At 72.8% G+C, this 15,247-nt stretch carries 18 protein-coding genes and 1 pseudogene; 7 read left to right on the top strand and 12 right to left on the bottom strand.

All coding sequences use genetic code 11. From position 1 onward, the window contains the following. Positions 1–54: 54 nt before the first annotated feature. From GA0070623_RS03610 to GA0070623_RS03620, 3 genes are all read right to left on the bottom strand, one after another. Positions 55–477 carry an Hsp20/alpha crystallin family protein gene (locus GA0070623_RS03610; protein WP_067308712.1) on the bottom strand — a complete coding sequence of 141 codons (423 nt, stop codon included), beginning with the start codon at positions 475–477 and terminating at the stop codon, positions 55–57. 116 nt (positions 478–593) lie between these two features. Beyond that, entirely contained in the window at positions 594–767 is a 174-nt protein-coding gene (locus GA0070623_RS03615; RefSeq protein ID WP_197700042.1) for a cupin domain-containing protein, read from the bottom strand. 44 nt (positions 768–811) lie between these two features. Beyond that, a complete protein-coding gene (locus GA0070623_RS03620) occupies positions 812–1,504 on the bottom strand; it encodes a TetR/AcrR family transcriptional regulator (protein WP_067308715.1) in 693 nt (230 codons plus the stop codon). A gap of 53 nt (positions 1,505–1,557) precedes the next feature. Between GA0070623_RS03620 and GA0070623_RS30755 the strand changes: the two are divergent. Together GA0070623_RS30755 and GA0070623_RS03625 are read left to right on the top strand one after the other, a co-directional pair. Further along, positions 1,558–1,629: pseudogene (locus GA0070623_RS30755) on the top strand (hypothetical protein); the annotation flags it as partial. Positions 1,630–1,784: 155 nt separating this feature from the next. Next, complete coding sequence (locus GA0070623_RS03625) at positions 1,785–2,675, top strand: FAD-dependent oxidoreductase (protein ID WP_231932644.1); 891 nt, start codon at positions 1,785–1,787, stop codon at positions 2,673–2,675. A 54-nt stretch (positions 2,676–2,729) separates the two neighbouring features. Here GA0070623_RS03625 and GA0070623_RS03630 read toward each other — a convergent pair whose 3' ends face one another. Further along, positions 2,730–3,131, bottom strand: a complete 402-nt coding sequence (locus tag GA0070623_RS03630; protein WP_067308762.1) for a nuclear transport factor 2 family protein — start codon at positions 3,129–3,131, stop codon at positions 2,730–2,732. Positions 3,132–3,489: 358 nt separating this feature from the next. Further along, complete coding sequence (locus GA0070623_RS03635) at positions 3,490–3,951, bottom strand: SDR family NAD(P)-dependent oxidoreductase (RefSeq protein ID WP_231932645.1); 462 nt, start codon at positions 3,949–3,951, stop codon at positions 3,490–3,492. A 153-nt stretch (positions 3,952–4,104) separates the two neighbouring features. On the opposite strand from GA0070623_RS03635, the gene GA0070623_RS03640 reads away from it, so the two are divergent. The 3 genes from GA0070623_RS03640 (at position 4,105) to GA0070623_RS03650 (ending at position 6,550) form a co-directional block, all read left to right on the top strand. Continuing rightward, the gene (locus tag GA0070623_RS03640; RefSeq protein ID WP_067308719.1) at positions 4,105–4,416 is read left to right on the top strand and encodes a transposase; all 312 of its coding nucleotides are present in this window, start codon (positions 4,105–4,107) and stop codon (positions 4,414–4,416) included. Further along, on the top strand, positions 4,413–5,336 hold the full coding sequence (locus tag GA0070623_RS03645; protein WP_067308723.1) for an IS3 family transposase: 924 nt from the start codon (positions 4,413–4,415) through the stop codon (positions 5,334–5,336). Before GA0070623_RS03640 ends, GA0070623_RS03645 begins: the two co-directional genes overlap by 4 nt. A gap of 413 nt (positions 5,337–5,749) precedes the next feature. After that, complete coding sequence (locus GA0070623_RS03650; RefSeq protein ID WP_157517542.1) at positions 5,750–6,550, top strand: hypothetical protein; 801 nt, start codon at positions 5,750–5,752, stop codon at positions 6,548–6,550. A 113-nt stretch (positions 6,551–6,663) separates the two neighbouring features. On the opposite strand, the gene GA0070623_RS03655 is transcribed toward GA0070623_RS03650, so the two are convergent. The 3 genes from GA0070623_RS03655 to GA0070623_RS03665 all read right to left on the bottom strand — a co-directional run bounded on the left by GA0070623_RS03655 (position 6,664) and on the right by GA0070623_RS03665 (position 8,735). Then, complete coding sequence (locus GA0070623_RS03655) at positions 6,664–7,188, bottom strand: DUF5956 family protein (RefSeq protein WP_067308730.1); 525 nt, start codon at positions 7,186–7,188, stop codon at positions 6,664–6,666. Positions 7,189–7,457: 269 nt separating this feature from the next. Then, the gene (locus GA0070623_RS03660) at positions 7,458–7,847 is read right to left on the bottom strand and encodes an SDR family NAD(P)-dependent oxidoreductase (protein WP_084261317.1); all 390 of its coding nucleotides are present in this window, start codon (positions 7,845–7,847) and stop codon (positions 7,458–7,460) included. Between the two features lie 168 nt (positions 7,848–8,015). Continuing rightward, positions 8,016–8,735 carry a TetR/AcrR family transcriptional regulator gene (locus tag GA0070623_RS03665; RefSeq protein WP_067308734.1) on the bottom strand — a complete coding sequence of 240 codons (720 nt, stop codon included), beginning with the start codon at positions 8,733–8,735 and terminating at the stop codon, positions 8,016–8,018. 89 nt (positions 8,736–8,824) lie between these two features. Between GA0070623_RS03665 and GA0070623_RS03670 the strand changes: the two genes are divergently transcribed. After that, positions 8,825–9,685, top strand: a complete 861-nt coding sequence (locus tag GA0070623_RS03670) for an NAD(P)H-binding protein (protein WP_067308737.1) — start codon at positions 8,825–8,827, stop codon at positions 9,683–9,685. A gap of 75 nt (positions 9,686–9,760) precedes the next feature. On the opposite strand, the gene GA0070623_RS03675 is transcribed toward GA0070623_RS03670, so the two are convergent. Next, complete coding sequence (locus GA0070623_RS03675) at positions 9,761–10,234, bottom strand: DnaJ family domain-containing protein (protein ID WP_067308765.1); 474 nt, start codon at positions 10,232–10,234, stop codon at positions 9,761–9,763. 95 nt (positions 10,235–10,329) lie between these two features. After that, positions 10,330–10,878: a GNAT family N-acetyltransferase gene (locus tag GA0070623_RS03680; RefSeq protein WP_067308740.1), complete on the bottom strand. Its 549-nt coding sequence runs from the start codon at positions 10,876–10,878 to the stop codon at positions 10,330–10,332. 143 nt (positions 10,879–11,021) lie between these two features. Here GA0070623_RS03680 and GA0070623_RS03685 point away from each other — a divergent pair, with 143 nt between their 5' ends. Further along, the gene (locus GA0070623_RS03685; protein WP_067308768.1) at positions 11,022–11,672 is read left to right on the top strand and encodes a LysE family translocator; all 651 of its coding nucleotides are present in this window, start codon (positions 11,022–11,024) and stop codon (positions 11,670–11,672) included. Positions 11,673–11,677: 5 nt separating this feature from the next. Here the strand turns inward: GA0070623_RS03685 and GA0070623_RS03690 are convergent, their stop codons facing one another. Together GA0070623_RS03690 and GA0070623_RS03695 are read right to left on the bottom strand one after the other, a co-directional pair. Next, positions 11,678–12,964: an O-antigen ligase family protein gene (locus GA0070623_RS03690; RefSeq protein ID WP_231932646.1), complete on the bottom strand. Its 1,287-nt coding sequence runs from the start codon at positions 12,962–12,964 to the stop codon at positions 11,678–11,680. A 93-nt stretch (positions 12,965–13,057) separates the two neighbouring features. Further along, complete coding sequence (locus GA0070623_RS03695; protein WP_067308743.1) at positions 13,058–15,085, bottom strand: beta-galactosidase; 2,028 nt, start codon at positions 15,083–15,085, stop codon at positions 13,058–13,060. Positions 15,086–15,247 lie beyond the last annotated feature (162 nt).

Below are 15,247 nucleotides of genomic sequence, written 5' to 3' on the forward strand. Positions count from 1 at the left end.
GGGCTTTCCCTCCGGCGGGACCGATCGGTCCCGCCGGAGGGAGGTGGAGCGGGATCAGGCGGTGAGCTGCCGGCGGCCGTCGCCGGCGGTGACGGGCACCCGGCGGGGCTTCGCGCGCTCCGCGATGGGGATGCGCAGCGTCAGCACCCCGTGTTCGTAGGCCGCCTCCAGGCGGTCGGTGTCGAGGGTGTCGCCGAGGAAGAGCTGCCGGGAGAAGGTGCCCATCGGTCGTTCGGCGGCGACGAGTTCGACGGTGTCGGAGGTGGGGCGACGGCGCTGGGCTCGGACGGTCAGCACGTTGCGCTCCACCGTGCAGTCGATGCTGTCGGGGTCCACCCCGGGCAGGTCGAACGCGGCGTGGAAGTGGTCGCCGTCGCGCCAGGCGTCGAGGTGCATCACGGCCGGTCGGCTCGTGGTGCCCAGGAGCTGCTCGGCGAGCCGGTCGATCTCACGGAAGGGGTCGGTACGCATCAGCATGGTGGTGCCTCCTCGGTTTCCTCGGGCCGAAGGTCCTTGAGTTGAGTCGGGTCGGCTCAACTCGTACTTCAGTATTTACCGCGTTCCGCGGCCTCCGTCAACCCGACGGGGCGGACTCAGAGCGGGCGCCCGGTGGTGGCGTCCACGTGGGCGGGCACCTCCTCGTGCCGGTCCCCCACGTTGGACGTCCCCGACGGCTCGAACAGCAGGATCGACGCCCCGCCCGGAGCCGACGGCCGGTGCGCCACCCCGCGCGGCACCACGTACACCGCGCCCCGGGGCAGCACCACCGCCCGCTCACCGGTCGATCGGCTCGTCGCTCATCGCACCATCCTCACACCCGGGGGCCGGCGAGTCGGGCGGACACCGCGTCGAGGACCCATTCCAGGCCGGTCGCGAAGGACGTCTCGGCGTCGGTGTCGGTGGCGTCGTACACGGCCCGGGTCAGTGCCGGGAACCGGCCGGTGGCGAGCATCCTCGTCAGGTGCGGGCCGGCGGCGCGCTGCCAGTCCCGCTTGGACAGGCCGGTGGCGCGCTCGGCCCGCCGGTCGGCCACCTCACGCCTGATCGCGCCGGTGACGTAGGCGCTGACGGTCGCCACCGCACACATGACGGTGTCGACGTCGGCGAGGCCGTCGAGGGCGGCCAGCCTGGCCTCGGTCACGGCGAGGCCGTGCGGGCCGAGGGTGGGGCGGCCGCCGAGCAGGTCGGCCAGCCATTCGTGCCGTAGGGCCGCCTGCCGGGTGCGCTCGGCGTGCACGCGCAGCGCCTCCCGCCAGCCGTCGGGCGGCCGGTCGGGGAGGATCTCGGCGTAGACCTCGTCGACCATGAGGTCGAGCAGGTCGCCCTTGGTGGCGATGAACCCGTACAGCCGCATCGGGCCGACGTCCAGCCGGGCGGCGACCTTGCGTAGCGACACCGCCTCCAGGCCGCCCTCGTCGGCCAGCGCGACGGCGGCGGCGATGATCCGGCCCCGGTCCAGCGGGGTCGGGGGTTTCGGCGGCTCCGGCCGGTCCCACACGGTCATGATCGCTCCTCGCTGTTGCCTCGCATTCTAGGAGCCCGATACAGTGTATCGCCATGAGACAGCGTATCGGTGTGATCGGGGGCGGCCCGGGCGGCCTGACCTTCGCCCGGGTCCTGCACCGCCACGGCCACCGGGTCACCGTCCTCGAACGCACCGCGCACCCGACGCCCGGCCCCCGGGTGGCACCCTCGACCTGCACGAAGAGCTGGGCCAACGGGCACTGGACAAGGCGGGACTGCGGGCCGGCTTCGAGGCGCTGTCCCGCCCCGAGGGGCAGGCCATGCGGATCCTGGACCCGGCCGGGACGGTGCTGCGCGACTGGCGGCCCGCGCCGGACGAGCGGGCCAACCCCGAGATCGACCGGGGGCAGCTACGCGACCTGCTGCTCGGCGACCTCGACGTCCGGTGGGGGCGGGAGGTGACGCGGGTGGTGCCGGGAACCGGGGACGGCGCCCTGGTGCACTTCGCCGACGGGCGGCGGGAGGCCTTCGACCTGGTGGTGGGCGCGGACGGGGCGCGGTCCCGGGTCCGCCCGGCGGTCTCGGCGGTGACCCCCCGGTACACCGGCGTCACCTCGGTAGAGACGTCCCTGGACGACGTGGACACCCGCCACCCCGACCTCGCCCGGCTGGTCGGCGACGGGTCAGTGTCCGCGTACGGGGTGAACCGGTCCCTGACCGCCCAGCGCAACAGCGGCGGCCACGTCAAGGTGTACGCCACGTTCCGCGCACCCCTGGACCGGTACGCCGGGTGGGACATGACCGACGTCGAGGCCGTCCGGACGGGTCTGCTGGCACTGTTCGAGGGCTGGGCACCTCCCGTGCTCGACCTGCTGCGCCACGGGACCGCCTTCGTCCCCCGGCCCCACTACACCCTGCCGGTCTCCCACACCTGGACCCACGTGTCCGGGGTGACGCTGCTGGGCGACGCCGCCCACCTGATGCCGCCGCTGGGGGCGGGCGCGAACCTCGCGATGCTGGACGGCGCCGAACTCGCGGAGGCGATCGTCGCCGACCCGGACGACCTGGACCGGGCCGTCCGGGGCTTCGAGAAGCGGATGTGGGCCCGGGCCGGCCGGTGGGCGGAGCTGACGACGGCCGGCCTGCAACGCCTGGTGAGCCCGGATCCCGCCGCGGCGGTCGCCCTCTTCGACGAGGTCCAGCCGTCCTGACCACCGGCGACCCCGGCGCCGACGGAACGTCGGGCAGGGAGGCCGGCCGCCGGCTCAGGGGCGCAGCGGCGTACGGCGGGGAACCACCCTGCGGTACGCGATACGCCACCCGGTGGCCTCTCTGCGGACGACGTCCTCGTAGACCACGCTGCCCGCGCGACCGTCGGCGTAGATGCCGATCGCCTTGGAGCGCACCCGCACCGTGCCGTCCGGGTCCTCGCTCACGCAGACGTTCGTGACGTGGTGACCGACCGGGTTCGCGTCACCCAGCGCCAGGCTGGCCTCGCTGATCGCCTCATGCCCGCGCAGCTCGCCTCGGCCGAACGCGGATACGTCGTAGACGACGTCCGCGCAGAACAGCTCGTCCATGCGCCCGAACTCGCCGCCGTCCATCAGGTGACCGTGCAACGCCACGAGTTCGTGGATCGCCAGCCTGTCCTCAACCGACAGCCCCATTCTCAGCTCCTCGACGACGGGGAGCGCGTCGGCTTCCGGCTCCACTGACGTCGATCTTCCTACCAGATCCGGCTGTCAGGCCTGTGGTCCGGCGTGCGCAGGCCGATGTCAGCTGGAGCGGAGATCGGCCAGGTGGTCGGCCGGACGGCCTGTGCGGGCAGGCACAACATAACTGTCATTATGGTGTGTGGGTGTTGTGCACCTTATGCCCGCTCCAATTAGCGGATTACCGGTAATGGAAATACCGTAATTCGGATAGTGGGATTCCCCGTTCGGCCCCCACCTACGGCCCTGACTCTCGTCGGGTGTAGACCGTCGGACGGCCGCCGCCCCGGCCGGGGCGGCGGCCGTCCGACGGTCAGAACGCTCGGACCGCCGGCGGCATGCCCGGGAAGTCCGCCGACTCGCTCACCGACGCCCACTTTTCGACGTCGTCGAGGGCGCGACGGTAGACCCGGGTGAGGTTGCGCACCGCCTCGGCGCCGAGCGGGAGCCGCAGCGGCGCGTCAGGGGCGTCGAGCACGTCGCGGATCACCCGGGCGGCGCGAGCCAGGTCGCCCTCCTGGACGCCGTCGGCCTCGGCCATGTTCGCGCGTACGGCACCGGTGGACGCGTCGTAGTCGGCACTGCGCTGCGCCGTGCGGAGCACACCGGCGGCGTTGAACGCGGTACGGAGGCGGCTCGGCTCGACGATGAGGACCCGGACGCCGAACGGCGCGACCTCGCCCGCGAGCGCCTCCGACCAGCCCTCCAGGGCGAACTTGCCGGCCGAGTAGCTGCCGACGGCGGGGAACGACATCCGCCCACCCTGGCTGCTCATCTGCACGATCGCCCCCGAGCGACGCTGCCGCAGGTGGGGCAGTACGGCCCGCCCGTAGTTTCCAGACCAAAAACAACGCTAAGAACTGAGCCACCCCCGCTTTCATGTAGCTTCTTGACCATGGTCTGATGGCCGTGGGGGAGGAAGTCGTCCGTGGCTGCACCGAAGAAGTACCCCGACGAGCTACGTCAGCGCGCTGTGCGCCTGTACCGCGAGTCGGACCCGAAGCCCGTCATCCGGCGTCTGGCCGAGCAGCTCGGCGTTCATCACGAGGCGCTGCGGAACTGGATCCGCCAAGCCGAGGCCGACGCCGACGAGCGTCACGACCGGCCGACCAGCGAGATGGCGGAGGAGAACCGCCGGCTGCGCCGCGAGGTCACCGAGCTGCGGCGGGCGAACGAGATCCTGAAGGCCGCGAGCGCGTATTTCGCGGCGGAGCTCGACCCGACCCGGCGACGGTCATGAGGTTCATTGATGAACACCGTGACCAGTTCGCGGTCGCGCTCCTGCTACGGGTCCTGAACATCGGCGCTTCGACCTACTACGCGTGGGTCAAGCAGGCCGAGCAGCCCTGCGACCGGGACGTGGTCGACCTGGGGCTGATCTCCAACATCCACGAGATCTGGGAGACGTCCGGGCGCACCTACGGCGCGGACCGGGTGCATCGGCAGTTGCGTCGCGACGGCATCGGCGTGGGCCGCAAACGCGTCGAGCGGCTGATGACCGGCCAGGGATGGCAGGGTGCGTTCCTGCGTTGGGGCTGGCGCGGCGGGTCCACGAAGCAGGATCCACGGCACACGCCGGCGCCGGACCTGGTCAACCGGCAGTTCACCGCGACCGGGCCGAACCGGCTCTGGGTCGCCGACGCCACCCGCATCCCCTGCGGCGAAGGCGTGTTCTGGTTGGCTGCCGTCCGGGATGCGTTCTCCCGCCGGATCGTCGGGTGGAAGACCTCCGACCGATGCGACACCGACCTGATCCTCGCCGCCCTCGAATATGGCATCTGGTCCCGGGATGTCCGCGACGGCCAGTTGATCCACCACAGCGACCGCGGGTCGAACTATACGTCGTTCCGCTTCGCCGAACGCTTACAGGACAACGGGATCCTGCCCTCGATGGGCTCCGTCGGCGACAGCTACGACAACGCCCTGATGGAGAACTTCTGGTCAACGTTGAAGATCGAACTCGTCTACCGCACCTCGTGGCGGACCCGCGACGAGGCCGAGAACGCGATCTTCGCCTACATCGACGGCTGGTACAACAACCGCCGCATCCAGAAGGAACTGAGCTACCTCAGCCCGCACGAATACGAGGCTGCCTGGCACAGCCAGACGGAACCAGCCGAACCACCTATCACCACCCCTGCGCCGGCCGGCAGCAGGTAACCACCGCTCCATCAAAGCGGGGGGAACTCACCTGAGCCTCTACGCCGTCCTCCGCGAGCTGCAACACCACCTCGCGACCTGGCTCGGATTCTGCCCACTCTGCCGCCAACTGGTACCAACCTAACAAAGCACTACTAGTGGTTTGTCCGTGGTGCGTGACCCGGCAGGCCGGGCCTGGTCGCAGCCCGGGGCAGGCGACGCAGCGACGACGACCTGTTTAAGGCAGAAGTGAAACACCTGGTCCGGGTAGGTGCCGGGGTGACGGACGGATCGGCATATGTCAGCGCGACGACCCGCTCGGGCACTGCTGGTGAAAGTTGCAGGATCTGGCGCTATCGATCCTTGTTGTCGATCGTCGCCGATGGTTACGGTGCGATGCCTGGTTGTAACCGAGGAGCCTTAGGGGAGGTCTCATGAGGATCACCAGAGCACTACTCGCCGCCGGGCTAACGGTCGTGTCGATCGCGGCGGTCCTGCCCGGCGCGGCGTCGGCCGCGCCGTCGTGGAAGGGCCTGACCGGCCCGGCCGGGACCGGGTTGCAGGCCTGCGTGGCGCACGCGAAGACGCAGCGTCCCTCTTCCTGGACGTGCATGGGTGGGGAGTTGACCACCGCCGCCGCGAACGGCACGCCGACCACCACGATCGTGGCCGACGACTTCCAGCAGACCGCGTCGGTCGCCGACCGGGTGGGCATCGCCGCCGACGACTACGACAGCTGGTGCGAGTCCGGCTCGGTGTGCGGGCGCACTGTGGGCGGCAACTACATCGCCGAGGTCAAGGGCAACGCCGCGTACGGCAACGCCGCCGGAGTGATCGGCGCGTTCGACTTCATCGTCCGTCAGGCGTTCGAGGGCACCAGGCCGCGCTGGCGCAACACGCTGATCTGGGACTACGGCCCGCAGATGCAGCCGCAGGAGTTCACCAACAACTGCCGGACCAACGTCACCGGCCCGGACGGCTACTGCGGGCAGAACCCGTTCTACTTCGCCAACGTCAGCTCCGGCAGCTGGCGCAGCGACAAGCCCAGCACCACCGGCTACTACTACAACAGCCAGCTCACCGCCGGCAGTGGCAAGTACCACGACGACAACTACGGCTCGTTCTTCGCCTCCGGCTACTCGCAGCTGTTCTACGCCCCGACCATCCACACCGGCCGCTGGAACCAGTGCACCGTCAGCCCCGGCTGCCGCTACTACCAGGTCCCCTGGGCCTGAACCAGCACCAATCAAGAGCCGGGTGGCCGCGAAAGCGCCACCCGGCTCTGCGTGATGCCGGCGGCATCAACCCAGCAAGATGACGCCTCCTGCCGCAGGGTACACGGCGTGAGTCAGGGCGGCGGAGCCTCGCTGCGCACGGTGCGCCCGGTCAACTGCACGAACGGCTCGCTCAGCGTCAGCTCAATGCCCTGCTGCTGCGCGCGGCGCCACACCTGGTCGAGGACGGCGTCCACGCTGTCGTACCCGGGCGGCGGCTTGAGCAGCCAGAGACGCCCCCGCGGACGCCCGCTGATACCGACCCTGGCCAAGGTCCAGTCATGGTCGTCGTCGATCTCCGCCATCATCGCCGGACCGGCCTCGCGGGTCTCCGTGCGCAGAACGGCGTACGTCTTCGGGTCCTGCTCGTACCACGTGTCGTAGCGGGTGGCGCGGTCCGGCACCCAGGTGCGCAGCTCGCGCGGCCACACCGCCGGCAGGAACGCGTACAGCGGCGCGTCGGGGGCCAACTGCCAGCCCCGCGCGATCAGCTCCCGCACCTCCGGCAGCTGCTCCGGGCCGAGCCCAGCCGCCTCGCCCGCGTCCTCAGCGGCCGGATCCGGGGGCTGGTCCACGCCCCAGTCGTAGGCGATAGTCACCCCCGCACTGTACGACCGGGCCGCCCCTGCGGCGCCGCTGTTGGACCAGCTCAGGCGACGTCAGCCAGCGGGTTCGGGCAGGCGCAGTAGGCCGTCAGCGTGATGGGGTCGGGACGTCCGCGGCGGTCATCCGCCGCCGCTGATCTCGCATCCCACCTATCGGGATCGCAGGAAACGGCGAAAAGTTTTCCCTGCAACCCGCTCCCTTGGCAGCGCACCCCAGGTACGCGCTTTAGATCAACTGCTTACCGTTGTTTTTGGTCTGGAAGCTACGGGCGGGCCAGTACGGCACGCACGTAGGCGGCCGGACCGAACAGGTGCTGGTCGAGCATGGCCCGCAGCGCGGTATCCGTGATCTCCTCGGCCACCCCGACCTGTCCCCCGCCGGCATTGTTGACCAGCACGTCGACGTGCCCGAACGCCTCCAGCGCCCGCTGCACCGCCGCCGCCGCCGCCGCCCCCGCCGTGTCGCCGACGTCGTGCGCGACGGCGAGGAGGCGGCTCCCGTACCGGGCGCCGAGTTCGTCGAACCGGTCGACCCGTCGCGCCGTCCCGGCCACCTGCTCGCCGGCCGCGAGTGCCGCCTCGGCCAGCGCCAGGCCGAGCCCCGAACTCGCGCCCGTGATGATCCATGTCTTCGTCTCGTTCGCCGCGGTCATGGCCCCGACGGTAGAGCGTCGAGCGCGCTACGCCGCAAGCCCTGCCCGGGAACCGACGGATGGCCCGGCCGCGTGGCCCACGGTCCGTCGATCCGCTGCGTCAGACCCCCGGCACGGCGAGGTCCGTACGCGGCGGGTAGCGGGGTGCCGCGCCCGGGCCGGTGGTCGTCAGCCGTGCGGGTGGCGCAGCAGGGTCAACGCGCGGTGGATCCACTCGGTCAGCAGCGCGCGTTCGGCGTCGGTGAGTCCGGGGAGGTCCGGTGCCGTCGCGGCGAAGGTCACCGCGGCTGCTGCCACGCCCGGGTCGGGTGTCGCCGGGGCACTGGCGAGGATGCCGCCGAGCACCGCGTCGAGCATGGCCTCGGCCAGGCCGGGGTCGCGCTGCGGGGCGGGTGTCTCCAGCAGGGCGAGGATGACGCCGGTGCCGGCGGCGTGGATCATCGTGGTGGCCCGCTGCTCGTCGACCCGGAGCAGGCCGGCGGCGGCGAGCCGGCGTACCCGGGAGCGCAGCACGTCGATGCCCGCGACGGTCGCCGGCGAGGGGTCGTCCGGCCCACGCGTGCCGAGCAGCCGGAACAGCTCGGGATTGGCCAGGCCGAACTCCACGTGCCGGTGCCACCCGGAGCGCAGGTCGGCCAGCGGGTCACCCGGTGTGGTGTCCGCCTTGGTGGCCACGTAGGCGGCCAGCACGGCCTCGGCCACGGCGTCCACGAGGCCGTTCTTGTCGCCGAACAGCCGGTAGATGGTGGGGGCCTGGACGCCGGCCGCCTGGGCGACGGCCCGGGTCGTCACCGCCTGCGCGCCCTGCTCGCGGAGCAGCCGGGTGGCCGCCCGGACGATCTCGGACCGGACGTCGTCACGGGCTGGGGTCTGCGGTGCCACGGCCATGAACCAAGGGTAACAGCACCCTGTTAGCGATGGAATATCAGTGCTAACGTCGGTGACGTAACGATGGAATCATCGAAGGGGTCACCACCGTGTTCGTCATCACCGGCGCCACCGGCCAGCTCGGCTCCCGGATCGTCGACCAGCTGCTCACCCGGGTTCCCGCCGAGGCCGTGGCGGTGAGCGTGCGCGACGTCGACCGGGCCGCCCACCTGGCCGACCGGGGGGTGCGGGTCCGCCGCGGCGACTTCACCGAACCGGCCACCCTGGCGCACGCCTTCGCCGGAGCCGACCAGGTGCTGATCGTGTCCGCCGCCATCCGCGGCGGCGGCGCGGTCGACGCGAACCGCGCCGCCGCCGACGCCGCCCGCGTGGCGGGCGCCCGACGGATCCTGTACACCAGCCACCAGGCCGCCGCCCGGGACTCGCTCTTCCCGGCCCAGCTCACCCACGCCGCGACCGAGGAGTACCTGGCCACCCTCGGCACCGCCTTCACCGCCCTGCGCAACGGCTTCTACGCCAGCGCCCTCCAGTTCGCGATCGGCGACGCCGTGCGGACCGGCCGGCTGGTGGCCCCGGCCGACGGTCCGGTGTCCTGGACCGCCCACGCCGACCTGGCCGAGGTCGCCGCCGTCGCCCTGACCAGGGAGGGGGCGCTCGACGGGATCACCCCGCCGCTGACCGCCCCGCACCTGCTCGACCTGGAAGCGGTGGCCGGCGTCCTCACCGACCACACCGGGCGGACGGTCTCCCGGGTCGTCGTCGCCGACGACGAGTGGCGGTCGACCGCCGTGGCACGCGGCATGCCCGAGGCGGCGGCCGACTTCACCCTCGGCATGTACCGGGCGGCACGACGGGGCGAGTTCGCCGTCACCGACCCGACCCTGGAGACCCTGCTCGGTCGGCCGGCGACGCCCGTCCGGTCGGTGATCGAGGCCATCGCCGCCGACTGAACCGCGGTGCGCTGACCGCCGCATGTCCGCGGGCCGCTGCCGACCGACCCGGCCGGGTGACCGCGCGGCCGGTCGTCAGGCCCGCCGACGCCACGGCCAGCGCCACTGCCGCGGGGGACGACGGATCGGGGGTGGCGCCGCCGCCGCGACGACCGCCTGCCGGGCGGCCCGGTGTGCCCGCCACTGGCGCAGCACCGCCTCGGTGTCGACCGGCCGGACCACCACCCGGGGGCCGGAGGGGTACCGCAGCCAGGCGACGATCTCCTGGTTGAGCAGGCCGACGAACTCCCGCACCGACGCCTCGGTGGGCAGGTCACGCACCTCGTCGGGGACCTGCTCGACCCGGCGGCGCAGCTGGAGCGGGGTGGGCAGCAGCAGGTCGGAGGGGAGCGCCTCCCGCTCCAGGAAACTCTTGATCCACCAGGACTCGTCGTAGGGGAGGTCACGGCCGGGGATCGGCTTGCCCATGCCGGGCAGGTTGTCGAACTCGCCCCGCTCCTGCGCCCCACGGATCTGCGCCTCGACCGCCGCCTGCCACCCGTCCACCACCCCGGACACCTCCCCTGTCCCACCGTAGCCGCCCTGTCCGTCACCGGTGCAGCGACAGCGGGGCGCGGGGCATTCCCGGCCGCCGGGCGGGCGGCTCAGGCACGGTGCCGGACGTGGCGGTGCCCGTCGCGGGGAAACGGTGGGCGGGCGGGCAGCACCTCGACGAAGGGGTACCCCGACTTCTCCGCCACCCGGCAGGACGCCGGGTTGTCCACCTGGTGCAGCAGTTCCAGGCGGGCCAGCCCGGCCGCGGCGAACCGGGTGAACGCCCAGCGGCTCACCGCGTCCACCGCCCGGGTCGCCACCCCCCGGCCGCGCGCCGGCCCCGCCGTCCAGTAACCGACCTCGGCGTCGGCCCGCCCCGGCGTCACGTCCTTGAGCAGCACGCAGGCGACCAACCGCTCGCCGTCGGCGGCCGGTTCGCAGACGGCGAAGCTGAACCGGCGGCCCGCCGCCCAGCCCTGCCGGTTGGCGGCCACCCAGCGGCGGGCCTGCGCCGGGCCGGTCAGCGGGTGACGGGTCCGTGCCCGCAGCTCCGGATCCCGGTGCGCCTCGACCAACGCGTCGACGTCGTCGTCGCGCCAGCAGCGCAGGACCAGTCCGGGGGCGGCCAGGGTGGGGGCGGTCCGCAGGGTCACCGACATCTGTGCAGTGTGGCCGGTGCCCCCGTCCGGCCGGAACCCCCGCGGGCCGGACGGCCACCGGGCGGCGGGGCCCGGGTGGGGGCCGCCGGATCCGGGCGCGCGGCGTAGGGTGCCGGGCAGGGGACGACGCAGCGGGGGTGTCGATGGTCTCGGTCGGTGCGGTGGTGGGAATCGCCCTGGTGGCGCTCGGTCTGGTGCTCACACCCGGGCCGAACATGGTCTATCTGGTCTCCCGGTCGGTGGCGCAGGGCCGCCGGGCCGGGTTGGTCTCCCTGCTCGGGGTGGCCGCCGGGTTCGGGGTCTACCTGGCCGCCGCCGTCGCCGGTATCGCCACGGTGTTCGTGCTGGTGCCGCCGCTGTACACGGCGGTGAAGCTGGCCGGCGCGGCGTACCTGCTCTGGTTGGCCTGGCGCACGCTGCGGCCGGGTGGGAGCTCCGCGTTCACGCCGCAGGCGCTGCCGGTGGACCGGCCCCGGCGGCTGTTCGCCATGGGGCTGCTCACCAACCTGCTCAACCCCAAGATCGCCATCCTGTACGTGTCGCTGCTGCCGCAGTTCGTCGACCCGGCCCGGGGTGACGTGGCGGTGCAGAGCCTGCTGCTCGGGGCCACCCAGATCACCGTCGCGCTGACGGTGAACGCGCTGATCGTGCTGACCGCCGGCTCGGTCTCGGCGTTCCTGGTCCGCCGACCGGGCTGGGCGCGGGTCCAGCGCTGGGTGACCGGCAGCGTGCTCGCCGCCATGGCGGTGCGGATCGCGGCGGACCGCTCCCGGGCCGCCGTGGCCACCGGCTGAACCGGTCAGACCGGTGACGGTCGGGGCACCGCCGCCGGCAGCTTCCGGTTCACCGGGCCGTCCACGGCGGCCACCGCCAGCCCGATCGCGAAGAACATCACCGACAGGTTCATGTCGGTGAACCCGTAGAACGGGGCCAGGGCGAGGGCGACCACCGGCACCACGCTCAACCAGCGGCCGGCGGCGGACACCGCGACCGCCGTGCTGCGGACCAGCACCACCAGCAGGGCCAACAGGACCAGCAGGGCGGGGATTCCGTGGCTGTACATGGTCAGCCAGACCTGCCCCTGGGTGCCGAGCGGTTCCGCGCCGGTGGTGGTGTCGGCGCTGCGCGGGGCGCCGTAGCCGAGCAGCGGCGAGCGCAGGACCGCGTCGAGGGTCTGCCGGTAGAGGTCGGCGCGGTCCCGGGTCGAGTCGGTGTTCTCCACCCGATTCATGATCATGTCGCCGACCGGCACGACCAGGGTGATCACCCAGGCCACCGCCACGCCGGCGGCGATCGTACCGATCAGCCGGACGTCGCCGCGCAGCAGCGCCCGCAGCCCCAGGTAGACCAGCCCCACGCCCAGGCCGATGAACATCCCCCGGTTGAGGGTGAGGAACGCCGGCACCAGGGCCAGCGGCAGGGACACCACCAGCACCCTGCGCAGCGGGCCGGTCCGCACCGTCGACAGGTACGCCAGCACGCACGGCACGAGCAGCGCGAACCCCGTCCCCCAGTTGTTGGTGTACGGGTACGGGGCCGCCGTGCGGTAGTACGGGTTGCGGCCGGTGGGGTTGAACTCGGTGGAGTGCACGTGGGTGACCGCCCGGATCATCCGTTGCCCGGCCAGCCCGTCGGGCAGCAGCACCTCCACCGGGGTGGTCAACGCCAACCGGGGGGCCAGCACGCCGACCCAACCGAGCGCGACCATCGCCAGCCAGAAGAACAGCACCGGCTGGAACAGCCGGTCCCAGCGCGCCCCCTGCCGGGCGGCGGTGTAGACGTACAGGTAGACCACCAGGGCGGTCAGCACGAAGCCGAGCCGTAGGCCGTAGACGAGCAGGCCGCTGGCCTTCTCCAGGCGGGTGGCGCTGACCAGGATCAGCGCGACGAGCACGAACCACAGCGCCGAGCCGGGGGGCCACGCCACCCGGCCGTGGCTGAGCAGGACCACCGCCAGCAGCATCCCGAACAGCGTCCAGCCCAGGTAGAGGCCGCCGAGCAGCCACCACAGCGGCATCCCCGCGAACATCACGTACAGCGGCCAGAGCGGCAGTGCCCGCTGCGGCGCGGTGTTCCTCGTCCCCACCGGGGCAAGGCTAGGCCGGGACGGCCCGGCCGGTCATCGGCGGACCGGCTGTGACGGGGGCCACCCCGGTGCGGGTGCCGATCGACCGGCGGGTCACCGGGACTCCTCGCGGATCACCGCCACCCCACCGGCGGGCAGGGCGACCTCCCCGGCGGTGGGGACGCCGGTCAGCAGGTCCACCCCGGCGGCGCGGACCCGCTGCGGCCGGTCGGTGTGGTTGAGCAGGAACAGCCAGCTGGCCCCCGGGTGGGCGCGGCGGACCGCCTCCACCCCGGGCGGGGCGTCCGGGCAGACCGGCTGGACGCCGGCCGTCCGGGCCGCTTCGGTGACCAGGCGGCGGTAGGTGCCGTCGTCGGGCCGGGTCGACAGGTACCAGGCGGTGCCGGCGCCCACCCGGTGCCGGGTCACCGCCGGCAGGCCGTCGAGCACCCCGCCGACGTACCCGCATACCGGTTCGGCGCCGCGCAGCCGGACGGTCTCCGACCAGATCCGGCCGGTCCCGCCGCCGGAGAGCAGCACCTGCTCGTCGGCGGCGAGCGGGTGGAACTCCTCCACCCGCAGGCCGAGCAGGTCCCGGTACGCGCCGGGATAGCCGCCGAGGTGCACCCGGGCGTACGGGTCGGCGATCCCGCTGAGGTAGCTGACCAGCAGGTGCCCGCCCGCCTCGACGTAGCCGCGGACCCAGTCGACGGTGTCGTCGCCGGCCAGGTAGAGGGCGGGCAGGACGAGCAGCCGGTACCGGTCGAGGGGGTCACCGGGGACGACCACGTCGCAGCCGTACCCGGCCCGCCACAGCGCGCGGTGGGCGGCGGCCAGCTCGGCGGGCCCGTCGAGCTGGTCCGAGGGCATGCCGGGGTGGCGCAGCGCCCAGTCGCTGGCGGCGTCCCGGGCCAGCGCGATCTCGGCGACCACCTCCCCGGCGGTCACCTCGGCGAGCCGGTCGAGGGCCGCGCCGAGGTGGACCGACTCCCGGAACACCCGGCTGTCGGGGCCGGTGTGCGGCACCAGCGCGCAGTGGAACCGTTCCGCGCCGCCGGCCGGCGCCCGCCACTGGAAGAACATCGCCCCCCGGGAGCCGCGGGCGACGTGCGACAGGCTGTGCCGGGCCATCCGGCCGGGTTCCTTGGTGTGCGACCGGCCGGTGGTGTGGATCTGGCTGGCGGCGCTCTCCATCAACAGCCACGTCGCCGGCCCGTCGGCGGGGGGCCGGGTGGCGGGGTCGGCCTGCCGGCGGCCGTGGCGGGCCCAGCCGCGGGCCAGGTCGGCGGCGAGGGCGGTCTGTTCCTCGGCACCGCCGTCGACGGCCGACGGGTAGTGGTCGACGGCCACCAGGTCCACCTCGGCCGCCCAGCGGGCGTGGTCGACCGGCACCCAGTCGCCCAGCACGTAGTTGGTGGTCACCGGGAGCGCCGGGTTGGCCGTCCGGAGCAGGTCGCGTTGTTCGACGTACGCGGCGAGCAGGGTGTCCGACCAGAACCGCCGGAAGTCCAGCAGCTGGCCGGGGTTGCCGAGGTACTGGGTGGCGCGGGGGGTGCTCACGTACGCCCAGTCGGTGTAGTGCTGGCTCCAGAAGCTGGTGGCCCAGGCGGCGTTGAGGGCGTCCAGGTCGCCGTACCGGTCGATGAGCCAGCGGCGGAAGGCGGCCTCGGTGTGCGGGCAGTGGCAGCTGGTGCCGTACTCGTTGTGCACGCGCCACAGGGCCACCGCCGGGTGGTGGGCGTAGCGGGCGGCGAGGGTGGCGGCGATGCCCCGGGCGGCGGCCCGGTAGGCGGGGGCGGCGGCGCAGTAGGTGTCGCGGCTGCCGTGGTGCAGCCGGACGCCCTCGGCGGTGACCGGCAGCGCGTCGGGGTGGGCCAGCGAGAACCAGGGCGGCGGCGAGGCGGTGGGGGTGGCCAGGGCGACCCGGACACCCCCGTCGTGCAGCAGGTCGAGCACCTCGTCGAGCCAGCCGAAGTCGTAGCGGCCGGGGGCGGGTTCCAGCCGGGACCAGGCGAACACACCGACGGTGACCAGGGTGACCCGGGCCCGGCGCATCAGCTCGACGTCCTCGCGCCAGGTGGCCGCGGACCACTGCTCGGGGTTGTAGTCACCGCCGTGGCAGAGCCGTCCGTCGTTCCACATACCCACCGTCCCACCCGCTTTGTTTGGTAACTAGTCAAACTATGTATCGGGTTTACCCATGTCAATTGGTAGCAGGGTGAGCAGATCGAGCGGAATCGTTGACAGTTCGTTGGGAAAACAAAGAAACTGACGGAGTCGCCGGAACGCCCCGAGGAGACGCCG

The sequence above is a fragment of the Micromonospora rifamycinica genome (assembly GCF_900090265.1).
Taxonomy (GTDB): domain Bacteria; phylum Actinomycetota; class Actinomycetes; order Mycobacteriales; family Micromonosporaceae; genus Micromonospora; species Micromonospora rifamycinica.

Coding starts and splice junctions, on each gene's coding strand:
- GA0070623_RS03610 (WP_067308712.1), bottom strand. CDS start 477: ATGCTGATGCGTACCGACCCCTTCCGTGAGATCGACCGGCTCGCCGAG.
- GA0070623_RS03620 (WP_067308715.1), bottom strand. CDS start 1,504: ATGACCGTGTGGGACCGGCCGGAGCCGCCGAAACCCCCGACCCCGCTG.
- GA0070623_RS03625 (WP_231932644.1), top strand. CDS start 1,785: ATGCGGATCCTGGACCCGGCCGGGACGGTGCTGCGCGACTGGCGGCCC.
- GA0070623_RS03630 (WP_067308762.1), bottom strand. CDS start 3,131: ATGGGGCTGTCGGTTGAGGACAGGCTGGCGATCCACGAACTCGTGGCG.
- GA0070623_RS03635 (WP_231932645.1), bottom strand. CDS start 3,951: ATGAGCAGCCAGGGTGGGCGGATGTCGTTCCCCGCCGTCGGCAGCTAC.
- GA0070623_RS03645 (WP_067308723.1), top strand. CDS start 4,413: ATGAGGTTCATTGATGAACACCGTGACCAGTTCGCGGTCGCGCTCCTG.
- GA0070623_RS03650 (WP_157517542.1), top strand. CDS start 5,750: ATGAGGATCACCAGAGCACTACTCGCCGCCGGGCTAACGGTCGTGTCG.
- GA0070623_RS03660 (WP_084261317.1), bottom strand. CDS start 7,847: ATGACCGCGGCGAACGAGACGAAGACATGGATCATCACGGGCGCGAGT.
- GA0070623_RS03665 (WP_067308734.1), bottom strand. CDS start 8,735: ATGGCCGTGGCACCGCAGACCCCAGCCCGTGACGACGTCCGGTCCGAG.
- GA0070623_RS03680 (WP_067308740.1), bottom strand. CDS start 10,878: ATGTCGGTGACCCTGCGGACCGCCCCCACCCTGGCCGCCCCCGGACTG.
- GA0070623_RS03685 (WP_067308768.1), top strand. CDS start 11,022: ATGGTCTCGGTCGGTGCGGTGGTGGGAATCGCCCTGGTGGCGCTCGGT.
- GA0070623_RS03695 (WP_067308743.1), bottom strand. CDS start 15,085: ATGTGGAACGACGGACGGCTCTGCCACGGCGGTGACTACAACCCCGAG.